Annotated in this window: 13 protein-coding genes and 3 tRNA genes; 1 reads left to right on the top strand and 15 read right to left on the bottom strand. The window is 58.2% G+C overall.

The features are described from left to right. The first annotated feature begins 156 nt into the window (after positions 1–156). Positions 157–1,005 carry a carboxylating nicotinate-nucleotide diphosphorylase gene (gene nadC, locus L1O02_RS26650; RefSeq protein ID WP_103742154.1) on the top strand — a complete coding sequence of 283 codons (849 nt, stop codon included), beginning with the start codon at positions 157–159 and terminating at the stop codon, positions 1,003–1,005. A gap of 40 nt (positions 1,006–1,045) precedes the next feature. On the opposite strand, the gene L1O02_RS26655 is transcribed toward nadC, so the two are convergent. The 15 genes from L1O02_RS26655 to glmM form a co-directional block, all read right to left on the bottom strand. After that, positions 1,046–1,342 carry a DUF6388 family protein gene (locus tag L1O02_RS26655; protein ID WP_042942084.1) on the bottom strand — a complete coding sequence of 99 codons (297 nt, stop codon included), beginning with the start codon at positions 1,340–1,342 and terminating at the stop codon, positions 1,046–1,048. A 269-nt stretch (positions 1,343–1,611) separates the two neighbouring features. Beyond that, positions 1,612–2,133 carry a hypothetical protein gene (locus tag L1O02_RS26660; RefSeq protein ID WP_082729316.1) on the bottom strand — a complete coding sequence of 174 codons (522 nt, stop codon included), beginning with the start codon at positions 2,131–2,133 and terminating at the stop codon, positions 1,612–1,614. A gap of 480 nt (positions 2,134–2,613) precedes the next feature. Further along, positions 2,614–2,689, bottom strand: a tRNA-Thr gene (locus tag L1O02_RS26665). Between the two features lie 118 nt (positions 2,690–2,807). Next, positions 2,808–4,913, bottom strand: coding sequence for a polyribonucleotide nucleotidyltransferase (gene pnp, locus L1O02_RS26670; protein ID WP_016967781.1), 2,106 nt, complete (start codon positions 4,911–4,913; stop codon positions 2,808–2,810). Between the two features lie 197 nt (positions 4,914–5,110). Beyond that, positions 5,111–5,380, bottom strand: a complete 270-nt coding sequence (gene rpsO, locus L1O02_RS26675) for a 30S ribosomal protein S15 (RefSeq protein ID WP_060837491.1) — start codon at positions 5,378–5,380, stop codon at positions 5,111–5,113. A gap of 115 nt (positions 5,381–5,495) precedes the next feature. Then, positions 5,496–6,413 (bottom strand): tRNA pseudouridine(55) synthase TruB, encoded by a 918-nt coding sequence (gene truB, locus L1O02_RS26680; RefSeq protein ID WP_060837490.1) that lies wholly within the window; start codon positions 6,411–6,413, stop codon positions 5,496–5,498. A gap of 3 nt (positions 6,414–6,416) precedes the next feature. After that, the gene (gene rbfA, locus L1O02_RS26685; protein ID WP_016967778.1) at positions 6,417–6,818 is read right to left on the bottom strand and encodes a 30S ribosome-binding factor RbfA; all 402 of its coding nucleotides are present in this window, start codon (positions 6,816–6,818) and stop codon (positions 6,417–6,419) included. Positions 6,819–6,977: 159 nt separating this feature from the next. Further along, positions 6,978–9,494 (bottom strand): translation initiation factor IF-2, encoded by a 2,517-nt coding sequence (gene infB, locus L1O02_RS26690; RefSeq protein ID WP_060837489.1) that lies wholly within the window; start codon positions 9,492–9,494, stop codon positions 6,978–6,980. A 27-nt stretch (positions 9,495–9,521) separates the two neighbouring features. Beyond that, positions 9,522–11,003, bottom strand: coding sequence for a transcription termination factor NusA (gene nusA, locus L1O02_RS26695; protein ID WP_011059201.1), 1,482 nt, complete (start codon positions 11,001–11,003; stop codon positions 9,522–9,524). A gap of 47 nt (positions 11,004–11,050) precedes the next feature. Further along, positions 11,051–11,509 carry a ribosome maturation factor RimP gene (gene rimP, locus L1O02_RS26700; RefSeq protein WP_041120545.1) on the bottom strand — a complete coding sequence of 153 codons (459 nt, stop codon included), beginning with the start codon at positions 11,507–11,509 and terminating at the stop codon, positions 11,051–11,053. Between the two features lie 130 nt (positions 11,510–11,639). Then, positions 11,640–11,716, bottom strand: a tRNA-Met gene (locus tag L1O02_RS26705). 96 nt (positions 11,717–11,812) lie between these two features. Then, positions 11,813–11,898: transfer RNA gene (locus L1O02_RS26710), tRNA-Leu, on the bottom strand. 29 nt (positions 11,899–11,927) lie between these two features. Then, the gene (gene secG / locus L1O02_RS26715; protein WP_108544187.1) at positions 11,928–12,311 is read right to left on the bottom strand and encodes a preprotein translocase subunit SecG; all 384 of its coding nucleotides are present in this window, start codon (positions 12,309–12,311) and stop codon (positions 11,928–11,930) included. Positions 12,312–12,315: 4 nt separating this feature from the next. Further along, positions 12,316–13,071: a triose-phosphate isomerase gene (gene tpiA / locus L1O02_RS26720; protein WP_011059200.1), complete on the bottom strand. Its 756-nt coding sequence runs from the start codon at positions 13,069–13,071 to the stop codon at positions 12,316–12,318. 66 nt (positions 13,072–13,137) lie between these two features. Next, positions 13,138–14,475 (bottom strand): phosphoglucosamine mutase, encoded by a 1,338-nt coding sequence (gene glmM / locus L1O02_RS26725; protein ID WP_016967235.1) that lies wholly within the window; start codon positions 14,473–14,475, stop codon positions 13,138–13,140. Positions 14,476–14,487 lie beyond the last annotated feature (12 nt).

Here is a 14,487-nt window from a genome sequence, read left to right on the forward strand (position 1 = left end):
TCCGGAAATAACCCTCAACTCACCAAGAAAGTTCACTTATCCCCATCAGACAAAACGACGAAAGAGCGGTTCGCCAGAGACTCACCGGCACTCGCCGCCTTGGGTTCGCTGATCCCATGCCCCTATAATCGGCGCACCTTGATTGTGGAGCCCGTTATGCCGAATCTACGCCTCGCCGACCTGACCGCCGAAATCGAAGCCAACGTGCGCCGCGCGTTGCTGGAAGACATCGGCAGCGGCGACATCACCGCGCAATTGATCCCGGCCGAACGCCTGGCCAAGGCCACCATCATTACCCGCGAAGCCGCGGTCATCGCCGGCACAGCCTGGGTGGACGCGGTGTTCCGCCAACTGGATCCGCGGGTCGCCGTGCACTGGCAAGTGGCTGACGGCGAGCGAGTGGTACCCAACCAGGCGCTGTTTCACCTCGAAGGACCGGCCCGGTCGCTGCTCACTGGCGAACGCAGCGCGTTGAACTTCCTGCAACTGCTGTCCGGCGTGGCCACCCGTGCCCGCTATTTGGCCGACTTTGTCGCCGATACCCAGGTCAAGCTGCTCGATACCCGCAAGACGCTCCCTGGCTTGCGCCTGGCGCAGAAGTACGCGGTCACCTGTGGCGGCTGCCACAACCACCGCATCGGTCTGTATGACGCCTTCCTGATCAAGGAAAACCATATCGCAGCCTGCGGGGGCATCGCCCAGGCCATCAGCGCCGCGCACAAGATCGCCCCGGGCAAGCCGGTGGAAGTGGAAGTGGAAAGCCTTGGGGAGTTGAAGCAAGCGCTGGCAGCCGGAGCCGACATCATCATGCTCGACGAACTGAGCCTGGACGACATGCGCGAGGCCGTGCGCCTGAATGCCGGCAAGGCCAAGCTGGAAGCCAGTGGCGGGATCAATGAAAGCACCCTGCGGCCGATTGCCGAAACCGGGGTGGACTACATTTCCATCGGCGCCATGACCAAGGACGTGAAGGCTGTGGACCTGTCCATGCGCCTGAGCCTGTGATGGATGAAAAACGCCAGCCTGGATCAGGCTGGCGTCGGGCTCAATCGTCGATTTCGTTGAGCTGCAGATAGTCCTCAAGGTCCATGCCCAGCGCTTCAGCAACCTCCTGATGCACCTCCAGGCGCATGGCCTTCAACTCCTCCGGTGTCTCGGCCACCAGATCGAGCACCAGCTCCCACGGCTCGATGCCGCGGGACTCTGCCTCGTCCTCAAACGCCCATTGCGCTTGCTGTTTCTGTTCTTCGGGGCTCAGGGCGCTGATTTCCTCTTGCAAGGAAGGCGTGGCAGCCAGGTACCGTTCAAGCGCTACGTCGATTCTTGCCTCTTTAGGAATCATCTCGTTCTCTCTGATCATGGGAATGGAAGATGGATCTGGATCGTTGGGATCTCTCTGCCGCAAAAAATCGTCGTGAACGGCGATTTATCTGGCCTTCAGAACCATTCGGGATCATCTGAAAACAGCATGCTGGTACTCAGACAGCAACCGAATATAGGACCTTTGAGCGACGATTTATATGACCTGATGCACCCATGAGGGAAAAATCGGCGAATTTGCGGGCCATCATCAGACACAGGCCCACCAGAAACCGCAGGAAACAAGGTTGCTCAGCCAGTTGTTGTGTCTTTTCTCAAGCAAACGCCTGCCTTGCCGAGTTCGAAAAATCTTCTGAGATTTTCCAGGATGTCGTACTGCTGGACTGTTCCATCGCGGGCAATATTCATTTCAGCCTTGGTCACCCACAAGTGTCCTTCCTTGCGTTGATTAGGAATAACGGAGAGCACGATATTGAACTTTGTAGCCTCAGGAGGCGTTCCGGCTGACTTAGGTTCATAAAAATTGAAAGTCAGCTGGTTATCATCATTGGGCGAGACGCTCTGCGCACTGACAACAGGCAGTCCAGCCTTCGCAGCTGCTGGAAAACGAGCCGAGAACAACACGTTTCTGCCCCGCACTTCTTTGGTGATCTCCAGATAATATTGTTCAGCATCTTTCACATTCGCCGGAGTCGTGCACTCTTCGCCCTCCATTGCAAAATACTGCCCCTCAAACTCATATGTAGGGGCCTTCTCGCAGGCTGCAAGGGCCAGCGACACTGCGCCAATCAACGCCAACTTCCACTTCTTCACGCTGAACACTCCATGATTCCCGGGCGCCATTATGGGCAATGCCGTTCGCTGGCACCACCTGATTCATGGCCAGCATCAAGTAACCGCATAAGCAACTAAGTACGACTCCCATCCCACCACGAAAGCATTGCCCTCAAATGCCAACGGAGAAACGGCCAGAAGCACGATAGGCACTAACGAATATAAAAAAACGAAGTTTCGGTTCGGCTTACTATTTACCGACTGTAAGAACCTTTAAAAATGCCATTCAACAATCAACTACAGGAGTAGCCAATTAAATAGAACAGCACGTCCAGCAATCCTCAGAATAAGCCGTGACGACTATCAATAATTTGTTATGAAGACTGCCCATGAACTCAACACAGGTTAAACCTGGCTGACGGCATTTCTTGAAGACGTATCTTTCGAGGGTGCTCATTCAGCACAAGATGGACTTTGCTGGAGGGGCCATACAGTTGCAAACCGCTCCAAACTCGATTCTGGTGCCGATGACAGGAATCGAACCTGCGACCTTCGCGTTACGAGTGCGCTGCTCTACCGACTGAGCTACACCGGCGTGGGCTAAAACCTAGCACCCGTACCCTGGACCAGCAACCAAGAAGCCTTGCCGCAGATAGCAAAACGCCCCGAACCAGTCGGGGCGTTTGCTTGTTCAGCATGAGGCTATAGGACGATTAAACGCCCGAAGCCTTGGCCGCTGCCACGTCTTTGATGGACAGCTTGATACGGCCGCGGTTGTCCACGTCCAATACCAGCACTTCCACTTCCTGACCTTCTTTCAGGATGTCGGTGACTTTCTCAACGCGAGCGTCGCTCAGCATGGAGATGTGCACCAGACCGTCCTTGCCCGGCAGGATGTTGACGAAAGCGCCGAAGTCGACGATGCGCTCAACCTTGCCGAGGTAGATCTTGCCGATTTCGGCTTCCGCGGTGATGCCCAGAACGCGCTGACGCGCGGCTTCTGCCGCTTCCTTGGTTTCGCCGAAGATCTTGATCGAGCCGTCGTCTTCGATGTCGATCGAAGCCTTGGTCTCTTCGCAGATCGCGCGGATGGTGGCGCCGCCTTTACCGATGACGTCACGGATCTTGTCGGTGTCGATCTTCATCGCGATCATGGTCGGTGCGTTGGCCGACAGTTCGCTACGGGACTGACCGATGATCTGGTTCATCTGGCCGAGGATGTTCAGGCGAGCTTCCAGGGCCTGGCCCAGGGCGATCTCCATGATTTCTTCGGTGATGCCCTTGATCTTGATGTCCATCTGCAGCGCGGTCACGCCTTTGGCGGTACCGGCTACCTTGAAGTCCATGTCGCCCAGGTGATCTTCGTCACCCAGGATGTCGGTCAGGACGGCGAACTTCTCGCCTTCTTTAACCAGGCCCATGGCGATACCGGCAACCGGTGCCTTCATCGGCACACCGGCGTCCATCAGTGCCAGGGAAGCACCGCACACGGAAGCCATGGAGCTGGAACCGTTGGATTCGGTGATTTCCGACACTACGCGGATGGTGTAAGGGAACACGTCGGCGGCTGGCAGCATGGCCTGGACCGAACGACGGGCCAGACGGCCGTGACCGATTTCACGACGCCCCGCGCCGCCCATGCGACCACACTCGCCCACCGAGAACGGAGGGAAGTTGTAGTGCAGCATGAAGGGGTCTTTCTTCTCGCCTTCCAGGGTGTCCAGCAGCTGTGCGTCGCGGGCAGTACCCAGGGTCGCAACCACCAGGGCCTGGGTTTCGCCACGGGTGAACAGGGCCGAACCGTGGGTCTTCGGCAGGACGCCGACTTCGATGTTCAGCGGACGTACGGTGCGGGTGTCGCGGCCGTCGATACGTGGCTTGCCGTTGACGATGTTTTCGCGAACGGTGCGGTATTCGATCTCGCCGAAAGCGGCTTTGACCTCGGCAGCCGAAGGCTGGCCTTCTTCACCGGAGAGCTTGGCAACCACTTGGTCTTTCAGCTCGCCCAGGCGCGCGTAACGGTCGGCCTTGACGGTGATGGTGTAAGCCTGGGAGATGGCTTCGCCGAACTCGGCACGGATAGCGCCCAGCAGTTCGGTGGCTTCTGGGGCAGCAGCCCAGTCCCAGGTAGGCTTGGCCGCTTCGGCAGCCAGCTCTTTGACAGCCTTGATCACCGACTGGAATTCGTCGTGGGCGAACAGTACCGCGCCCAGCATCTGGTCTTCGGTCAGCTCTTTGGCTTCCGATTCAACCATCAGTACGGCTTCTTCGGTACCGGCAACGACCATGTCCAGGCTCGAAGCAGCCAGTTGTTCGTAGGTCGGGTTCAGCAGGTAGCCGGTGCTTTCGTGGAAAGCCACGCGAGCGGCGCCGATCGGGCCGTCGAAAGGAATGCCGGAGATCGCCAGGGCAGCCGAGGTACCGATCATCGCAGCGATGTCCGGATCGGTCTTCTTGCTGGTGGAAACCACGGTGCAGACAACCTGCACTTCATTCATGAAGCCTTCTGGGAACAGAGGGCGGATCGGACGGTCGATCAGACGCGAGGTCAGGGTTTCTTTCTCGGAAGGACGGCCTTCACGCTTGAAGAAACCGCCAGGGATCTTACCGGCAGCGTAAGTCTTTTCCTGGTAGTGCACGGACAGAGGGAAGAAGCCCTTGCCTGGATCCGCTTGCTTGGCGCCCACCACGGTCACCAATACGCTGACGTCGTCGTCAACGGTGACCAATACTGCGCCGGAGGCTTGACGGGCGATACGGCCAGTCTCGAGGGTGACGGTCGACTGACCGAACTGGAATTTTTTGATTACCGGGTTCACGGTGTCCTACCTTCTTTGTGGCTCTTGGGGAAACTTGCTTCTTGCGAAATTCTTGGGCAATGCGGGGAATCGGCCCAGCCTTTATTGTCCAGGTAAAACAGTGCAGCAGATAAAACTTGAGGCTGGAAGCCTGCCATACGCCGGCGGAAAAACCGCTGACGCATGGCAAACAACCAACCTCATAGCGCAATCGCTGATTAGCGACGCAGACCCAGACGAGCGATCAGGGTGCTGTAACGGCTCAGGTCTTTGCCTTTCAGGTAGTCCAGCAGCTTACGACGCTGGTTTACCATGCGGATCAGGCCACGACGGGAGTGGTGGTCTTTACCGTTGGCTTTGAAGTGACCTTGCAGTTTGTTGATGTTGGCGGTCAGCAGTGCAACTTGCACTTCTGGCGAACCAGTGTCACCAACAGCTTGCTGGTAGTCGGTTACGATCTGAGCTTTTTCTTCAACGCTGAGTGCCATGTGGGCAATCCTTATATCAGGAAACTGTTCAAGAACAGTTTCAACAGGCCAGGGACAAATCCCTGTATCTATAAATGAGTAGTGACCGTGCCTGTTAACAGCCACCCTCGTCCGGTCATTCTGACCGAATCAGTCGACGCGGCGCGATGCGCCCGTCTTCGCTCACTTCACCGATACCGATGAAGCGACCGTTGTGATCCTGTACCCGCACCATGCCGAACTTCGGTGCATCCGGGGCACGTACCGGCTGGCCATTGAGCCAGTAGAACGCGCTGTGCTCCGAGAACTGCAGCAGCGGCCAATCCAGCAAGCCGCTGTCCGATGGCATCAGGAAGCGGTCCACCGCTTCGTTGCCGCCCTCGGCGTGCACGGCCTCAAGCTCTTCCAGGGTGACCGTCTGGGCCAGGCTGAAAGGTCCGGCCTGGGTCCGCCGCAGTTCTGCAACGTAAGCACCGCAGCCGAGCTTTTCACCAATATCTTCCACCAGGGTGCGGATATAGGTGCCTTTGCTGCAGTCCACCGCCAGGCGCGCAGTGTCGCCTTCACAGGCGAGTAATTCCAAGCGCGCAATAGTAACAGAACGCGGTTCGCGCTCCACCACTTCCCCTGCTCGAGCCAGTTTGTAGAGGGGCTGGCCATCGCGCTTGAGGGCGGAGTACATCGGCGGTATCTGTTTGATTTCACCGCGAAATTCCGGCAATACCGCTTCGATATCGGCACGACCAACGGTCACTTCACGGGTCTGCAAAACTTCGCCTTCAGCGTCCGCCGTGGTGGTGGTCTTGCCCAATTGCATCAGGGTTTCGTAACCCTTGTCGGAATCGAGCAGGTATTGCGAGAACTTGGTGGCCTCGCCAAAGCACAGCGGCAGCACACCGGTGGCCAGGGGGTCGAGGCTGCCGGTATGACCGGCTTTCTCGGCATTGAGCAACCAGCGGACTTTCTGCAGCGCCGCGTTGGAGGTGAAGCCCAGCGGCTTGTCCAGGAGGATGATGCCGCTGACGTTACGACGGATACGCTTGACCTGAGCCACCGCTTACTCCTTGGCGTCTTCAGGGGCAGGCGCGTCGCCATGCTGGCTGTCTTCAGCCACGGCACGCTCGATCAGGGCCGACAGGTGTGCCCCGCGAGCCACGCTTTCGTCGTAATGGAAGTGCAGTTGCGGCACGCTGCGCAGCTTCATTTCCTTGGCCAGTTGCATGCGCAGGAAACCTGCCGCCGAGTTCAGCACCTTGATGCTCTGGGCGATCTCTTCGGCGTTTTCCTGGCCCATCACGGTGATGAAAATCTTCGCGTGACCGACATCACGGCTGACTTCCACGGCGGTGATAGTCACCAGGCCGACGCGTGGATCCTTGACTTCGCGACGGATCAGCTGCGCCAGTTCGCGCTGCATCTGATCACCGATGCGTTGGGTACGGCTGTATTCTTTTGCCATGTCTTGTTACCTGTTACTGCCTCACGGTGAAACCCGTGTGGTCTGAAAGCGGCAAACGCCCGGCCTGGCAGGAGCCAGACCGGGCGTTGCGTTTAGAGGCCGCTGGAGGCGCCGGGCACTTGCATGCGGCGGGCCACCAGGGCTCTTGAAGTGCGCGAGTTAGAGGCTGCGAGCAACCTGGACCTTCTCGAAGACTTCGATCTTGTCGCCGACTTTGACGTCGTTGTAGCTCTTCACGCCGATACCGCATTCCATGCCGGCACGCACTTCGGAGGCGTCATCCTTGAAGCGGCGCAGGGATTCCAGCTCGCCTTCGAAGATAACGATGTCTTCACGCAGTACACGGATTGGACGGTTACGGTGCACGACACCTTCGATGACCATGCAACCAGCGATCGCGCCAAACTTCGGCGAGCGGAACACGTCGCGAACTTCGGCAACACCCAGGATGTTCTCCCGAACGTCGCTGCCCAACATACCGGTCAAGGCCTTCTTGACGTCTTCGATGATGTCGTAGATCACGTTGTAGTAACGCATATCCAGACCTTCCTGCTCGACGATCTTCCGTGCACCGGCATCGGCACGCACGTTGAAGCCGAACAGTACAGCGTTGGAGGCCAGTGCCAGGTTGGCATCGCTCTCGGTGATACCACCGACGCCGCCGCCCACTACGCGCACTTGCACTTCGTCGTTGCCCAGGCCGTTCAGAGCGCCTTGCAGAGCTTCCAGCGAACCACGGACGTCGGATTTGAGGACGATGTTGAGCGTCTTCTTCTCTTCCTGGCCCATGCTTTCGAAGATGTTTTCCAGCTTGCCGGCGTGAGCACGGGCCAGCTTGACCTCGCGGAACTTGCCTTGACGGAACAGAGCCACTTCACGGGCTTTCTTCTCGTCGGCCACTACGCTCATCTCGTCGCCAGCATCCGGAGTACCGTCCAGGCCGAGGATCTCGACCGGAATGGAAGGACCGGCTTCCTTGATTGGCTTGCCGTTCTCGTCGAGCATGGCGCGCACACGGCCGTAGTTCGAGCCGACCAGCACCATGTCGCCTTGACGCAGCGTACCGTCCTGAACCAGCACGGTGGCTACCGGGCCGCGGCCCTTGTCGAGACGGGATTCAACCACGACACCACGGCCAGGAGCCGAAGGAGTCGCCTTGAGTTCCAGTACTTCGGCTTGCAGCAGAACGGCTTCGAGCAGGTCGTCGACACCCGTACCCATTTTCGCGGAGACCGGTACGAACGGCGTATCGCCACCCCAATCTTCCGACGTCACGCCGTGAACCGAGAGTTCACTGCGGATACGGTCCAGGTCGGCGCCCGGCTTGTCGATCTTGTTCACCGCAACCACCAGCGGAACGCCGGCAGCTTGAGCGTGCTGAACAGCTTCAACGGTCTGTGGCATCACGCCGTCGTCCGCTGCAACCACCAGGATCACGATGTCGGTGGCCTTGGCACCACGGGCACGCATGGCGGTAAACGCGGCGTGACCCGGGGTGTCGAGGAAGGTGACCATGCCGCGCTCGGTTTCTACGTGGTAGGCACCGATGTGCTGGGTAATGCCACCGGCTTCGCCCGCGGCCACTTTGGCGCGACGGATGTAGTCCAGCAACGAGGTCTTACCGTGGTCAACGTGGCCCATTACGGTCACGACCGGCGCACGGGCAACCGCTTCACCTTCGAACTTCAGGGACTCGGCCAGGGAATCTTCCAGGGCGGTGTCGCTGACCAGGGTCACTTTGTGGCCCAGTTCTTCAGCAACCAGCTGGGCAGTTTCCTGATCCAGAACCTGGTTGATGGTGGCTGGAGTACCCAGCTTGAACATGAACTTGATGACTTCGGCAGCCTTGACCGACATCTGCTGGGCCAACTCGCCCACAGTGATGGTCTCGCCGATCTGCACGTCACGTACCACTGGCCCGGTCGGGCTCTGGAAACCGTGAGCGTTGCGTTTCTTCAGCTTGGCCTTGCCGCGACCACCACGACGGAAGCCATCGCTTTCTTCGTCGGTGGTACGTGGAGCAACACGCGGTGCTGGTGCCTTTTCCTTGACCGAAGCACGATGCGGAGCGTTTTTGCGCTCGCCATCGCCGCTGCGACGGTTGTCGTCGTTGCGGGACTTGTCCGGACGGCGCTGCTCGTCTTTCTTGCGCTCGGCCACTGGTGCCGGAGCGGCCACCGGTGCTTCTTGCACAGTTTCGACCACAGGCGCAGGTGCAGGGGCTGCAGCAGCTTGCGCAGCAACAGGCTCGGCAACCGGAGCAGGCTGGCGACGCGCTTCTTCTTCGGCGCGACGCTTGGCTTCTTCTTCAGCCTTTTGACGAGCAGCATTTTCTACTGCGCGACGTTCTTCCAGTTCGCGTTGACGCTCGGCTTCGATTTCTTCCGGGCTGCGCTGCACGAAGACTTTCTTCTTGCGCACTTCAACGCTGATGCTCTTGCTGCCAGCAACACGCAGGGTGCTGGTGGTCTTGCGCTGCAAAGTGATCTTGCGCGGTTCTTCCACTTTCGCCTTGTGGCTGCTTTTCAGATGAGTCAACAACGACTGCTTCTCACTGTCGCTCACATGTTCCTCGGCGGCGGTGTGCGGCAGACCTGCCTCACGCATCTGCTGCAGCAGGCGCTCTACCGGTGTTTTGACCTCATCGGCCAGTTGTTTCACCGTGACTTGCGTCATGCACTTCTCTCCTCAGGCCGCGCCTAATTACTCGAACCAATGGGCTCGGGCGGCCATGATCAACTTGCCGGCACGATCATCGTCAATGCCGTCGATGTCGAGCAGGTCGTCAATAGACTGCTCGGCCAGGTCTTCGCGGGTAATTACGCCGCGCACCGCCAGTTCCATCGCCAAATCCTTGTCCATACCCTCAAGCGAGAGCAGGTCTTCGGCCGGATGGGCGTCTGCCAGCTTTTCCTCAGTAGCGATGGCTTTAGTCAACAAGCGATCCTTGGCCCGAGCGCGAAGCTCGTTGACGATGTCTTCGTCAAAGCCGTCGATGTTGAGCATTTCTTCCAGCGGTACGTAGGCAATCTCTTCCAGGCTGGTGAAGCCTTCATCAACCAGAACCTGTGCCAGTTCTTCATCGACTTCCAGCTCATCGATGAAATTGCGCAGGATGTCGCCGGTTTCTGCTTGCTGCTTGGCCTGGATGTCCGATTCGGTCATCACGTTCAGGGTCCAGCCAGTCAATTGGCTGGCCAGACGCACGTTCTGACCACCGCGACCAATGGCCTGAGCCAGGTTGTCTGCGCCAACGGCGATGTCCATGGCATGGGCATCTTCGTCAACGATAATTGCCGCGACCTCAGCCGGCGACATGGCATTGATCACGAACTGCGCCGGGTTCTCGTCCCACAGGACGATGTCCACACGCTCGCCGCCCAACTCGCCGGAAACGGCCTGGACGCGCGAACCGCGCATACCAATGCACGCGCCCTGCGGGTCGATGCGCTTGTCTTTGGAGCGGACTGCGATCTTGGCCCGCGAACCCGGATCACGGGAGGCGGCCATGACTTCGATCAGGCCTTCGGCAATTTCCGGCACTTCGATACGGAACAGCTCGATCAGCATTTCCGGCGCGGTACGCGACAGGATCAGCTGCGGGCCGCGGTTCTCGGTGCGGATTTCCTTGAGCAGCGCACGCAGACGCACGCCAACCCGGAAAGTCTCACGGGAGATGATGTCTTCACGGGCCAGCAACGCTTCGGCGTTGTTACCCAGGTCAACGATCACGTTGTCACGTGTCACTTTTTTCACGGTGCCGGAGATGATTTCACCCAGGCGCTCGCGATAGGCATCAACTACCTGTGCGCGCTCGGCTTCGCGAACCTTCTGCACAATGACCTGCTTGGCGGTCTGGGCAGCGATACGGCCGAACTCGATGGATTCGATTTTCTCTTCGATCACATCACCGACTTTAGCGTCGGGATGGGTTTCACGAGCCTTGCTCAACCAGGTCTCGACCGCTGGATCATCCAGATCGGCTTCTTCGACCACCGTCCAGCGACGGAAAGTCTCGTAGGAACCGGTGTGGCGATTGATTTCCACACGCAGGTCCACTTCGTCTTCAAAACGCTTTTTGGTAGCAGTGGCCAGGGCCAGCTCCAGCGCTTCAAAAATCACGCTTGCCGGTACACCCTTTTCATTGGATACCGACTCAACAACCAGCAGTACTTCTTTGCTCATCGTACGCCTCGCCTTTCGCAAGCCATTGGATCCGCGGGATCCGCGTCTCAGTCAAAACTGGGAATAATGTTGGCCTTGTCGATCATATCGATCGGCAACAGAAACTCGTGATCATCTACCTGCACCACGACGTCCTGCTCCTCCACCCCGCGGAGAAGGCCCTGAAAATTACGCCGACCTTCGAAGGGCGAGCGCAGCTTGATCTTCACTTGCTCACCGACATACTTGGCAAACTGTTCAAGGGTGAACAGTGGGCGTTCCATGCCAGGAGAGGAAACTTCAAGGGTGTATTCAACGGAGATCGGGTCTTCCACGTCGAGAACACCACTGATCTGACGGCTGACGATGGCGCAATCGTCCACCAACACACCGCCTTCTTTATCGATATAAACGCGCAACAATGAGTGGCGACCCTGAGCCGAAAACTCAATACCCCAGCATTCATAGCCAAGGGCCACGACCACCGGGGCCAACAAGGCCTGCAACTGTTCTAGCTTGCTCGACACCTGAACCCCCTCGTGCATGCTTGTGCAAATAAAAAATGGGCGAAGCGCCCATCCCGGAAACGCCGTTGAATAGCGGCGCTGTAAAGTGTCCAGCTAACAAAAAGCCCCTGAAAAGGGGCTCCGCTAAAACTGGTTGCGGGGGCCGGATTTGAACCGACGACCTTCGGGTTATGAGCCCGACGAGCTACCAGACTGCTCCACCCCGCGACAAAGCTGGGGCGGAAGTATACGACCGATCCCTTTTTGGGTCAATGTAACCTTCCACCTACAAGAAAGCCCGCAACAGCGGGCTCTCCTGACAATTGGTACCGAGAAGGGGACTCGAACCCCTACACCCTATGGGCACAACCACCTCAAGGTTGCGTGTCTACCAATTCCACCACCTCGGCATAGACTACGTTACTGCGTGAAACCCTTCTTACTTCTGCTCTGGAGCTGGAGGTACGTCAGTCGCACTGTTGGCCGACTTTTGCTCTTGGAGCACCGGGACATCATCAGAAGCCGGTTTTTGCTTTGGTACTTCAAGTACTGCTGGATCTGGCAAACCTACTTGAGTCAGCTGGTGAGCTTTCTCTTTAGCAAAGTAACCTAACCCCAAGCTGGTCATGAAGAAACCGGCGGCAAGTATAGCAGTAAACTTACTAAGAAAGGTAGAGGAACCTTGGCTTCCGAACACAGTATTTGAAGCACCTGCACCGAAAGACGCGCCAGCATCGGCACCTTTACCCTGCTGCAGCAAAACCAGAGCAACTACGCCCAGGGCACCCAGCAGATGAAAAACGACTACGACTGTTTCCAGCATTTTTTCAGTTTCCCGCGGCGCGACAGATCGCACCGAACTCATCTGCATTCAGGGAAGCTCCACCAATGAGCCCCCCATCGATATCCGGCATGCCGAACAGTTCGACCGCATTGGCCGCCTTCACGCTGCCGCCGTATAGAAGCCGCACTCCTCGTGCCACTTCAGAATTCTCTGCCGCCAACTGAGCGCGAATGGCTGCGTGCACATCCTGCGCCTGTTGCGGTGTTGCAGTCAGCCCGGTACCAATAGCCCAGACCGGCTCGTAAGCGATAACCGCATTGGCGAAAGCGCCAACACCCAACTCTTCGATGATGCTGCCCAGCTGACGCCCGACAACCTCTAGAGTCTTACCAGCTTCGCGCTGCTCAAGGGTTTCCCCTACACACAGAACCGGCTTCAAACCACAGGCCTGCGCTGCTGCAAACTTGCGATTGAGAGTCGCGTCACGCTCACCCATGATCAGGCGGCGCTCGGAGTGCCCAACCAGCACCAGGGAGCAACCTGCATCCACTAATTGACTCGGGGCGATTTCGCCCGTCAACGCACCTTGCATGGATTCCACCGCAGAGTTCTGCGCGCCGACCTGAATCGACTTGCCTTTCAAGCCATCAATCACTTGATTGATATACAAGCAAGGCGGGAATACCGCGACATCAACACCGCTTGGCAAGGCCAGATGACGAAGGCCGTTGATCAGCTCAGCGACGCTGGCGCGGGTACCGTGCATCTTCCAGTTACCAGCTACCATAGGGCGACGCATGCTGTACCTCGTCGGTCAAAGTGGGCGCAGATGTTACCCAACCAAAACAACACTGGCAAGCCGAAATCAGGCAGAAACTTCAGCAACCAGTTTTGCCAGCTCATCGGCGTAGGCTCGAACCTGCGCTTCATCGTCACCTTCGACCATGACACGCACCAGAGGCTCAGTACCGGACTTGCGCAGCAAAACCCGGCCACGCCCCGCCATAGCGGTCGTAACGCGCTCACAAGCCTCTTTCACAGCAGGATGCTCAACCGGACTGTCGCCGCCACCAAAACGGACGTTGACCAGCACTTGAGGGCATTTGCGCAGACCCTGGCGTGATTGCGCCAGACTTTCACCACGCGCCTTGAGCGCCATCAGCACCTGCAGCGCGGCAATGATTGCATCACCGGTGGTCGCGTGGCGGAAGCACACGATATGGCCGGAATTCTCTCCACCCACCAACCAGTTGCGCTCAAGCAGCTCAGCAATCACATAACGGTCGCCAACATTGGCTCGCACAAAAGGAATACCCAGATCCGCCAACGCCAGCTCAAGACCGAGGTTACTCATGAGAGTACCGACCACGCCGCCCTGCAACTTGTCTCGCTCATGCAGATCACGAGCGATGATGAACAACAGTTCGTCACCGTCAACGATGGCGCCGGTCTGGTCGACCATCAGCACCCGATCACCGTCACCGTCGAAGGCAATCCCCAGGTCCGCATGCTCCGCCAGAACTGCCGCCTGCAGTTGCGCCATATGAGTCGAACCGCAGTTCTCGTTGATGTTCAGGCCGTTAGGTTGCGCACTAAGCACCGTCACTTGCGCACCCAGCTCACGGAACACACTGGGCGCTACCTTGTAGGTCGCGCCGTGAGCACAGTCCAGGACGATCTTCAGGCCGGCGAAGCTGGTGCTGGAAGGCACGCTGCTCTTGCAGAACTCGATATACCGCCCCGAGGCGTCATTGATTCGCGATACCTTGCCGAGTTTGCTCGACTCGACCACGGTCATCGGAGCGTCCAGCAACTCTTCGATCATCAGCTCTACTTCGTCGGGGAGCTTGGTACCTTCGCCCGAGAAGAATTTGATGCCGTTGTCATCGTGAGGATTGTGCGAAGCACTGATGACAATGCCCGCTTCGGCGTGAAAGGTGCGCGTCAGGTAAGCGATCGCCGGTGTTGGCATCGGCCCCAACAACATCACATCCGCGCCGGCGGCGGACAATCCGGCCTCCAGAGCCGACTCGAACATATAGCCAGAAATACGGGTGTCCTTGCCCACCAGCACCCGGCAAGCCCCCATGCTGCGGAAAGCCATGCCTGCCGCCCAGCCGAGCTTGAGCATGAAGTCTGGAGTGATCGGGTATTCGCCCACACGACCACGAATGCCGTCGGTGCCAAAGTATTTCTTCGTCATAAGTACTCCATC

Origin of the sequence: Pseudomonas sp. BC42, assembly GCF_021560055.1 — a bacterium.
Taxonomy (GTDB): domain Bacteria; phylum Pseudomonadota; class Gammaproteobacteria; order Pseudomonadales; family Pseudomonadaceae; genus Aquipseudomonas.

Bases quoted from the DNA above. Each gene is read 5' to 3' on its own strand.
- infB (WP_060837489.1), bottom strand. From the start codon at position 9,494: ATGACGCAAGTCACGGTGAAACAACTGGCCGATGAGGTCAAAACACCG.
- nadC (WP_103742154.1), top strand. From the start codon at position 157: ATGCCGAATCTACGCCTCGCCGACCTGACCGCCGAAATCGAAGCCAAC.
- secG (WP_108544187.1), bottom strand. From the start codon at position 12,311: ATGCTGGAAACAGTCGTAGTCGTTTTTCATCTGCTGGGTGCCCTGGGC.
- rpsO (WP_060837491.1), bottom strand. From the start codon at position 5,380: ATGGCACTCAGCGTTGAAGAAAAAGCTCAGATCGTAACCGACTACCAG.
- nusA (WP_011059201.1), bottom strand. From the start codon at position 11,003: ATGAGCAAAGAAGTACTGCTGGTTGTTGAGTCGGTATCCAATGAAAAG.
- rbfA (WP_016967778.1), bottom strand. From the start codon at position 6,818: ATGGCAAAAGAATACAGCCGTACCCAACGCATCGGTGATCAGATGCAG.
- glmM (WP_016967235.1), bottom strand. From the start codon at position 14,475: ATGACGAAGAAATACTTTGGCACCGACGGCATTCGTGGTCGTGTGGGC.
- L1O02_RS26655 (WP_042942084.1), bottom strand. From the start codon at position 1,342: ATGATTCCTAAAGAGGCAAGAATCGACGTAGCGCTTGAACGGTACCTG.
- tpiA (WP_011059200.1), bottom strand. From the start codon at position 13,071: ATGCGTCGCCCTATGGTAGCTGGTAACTGGAAGATGCACGGTACCCGC.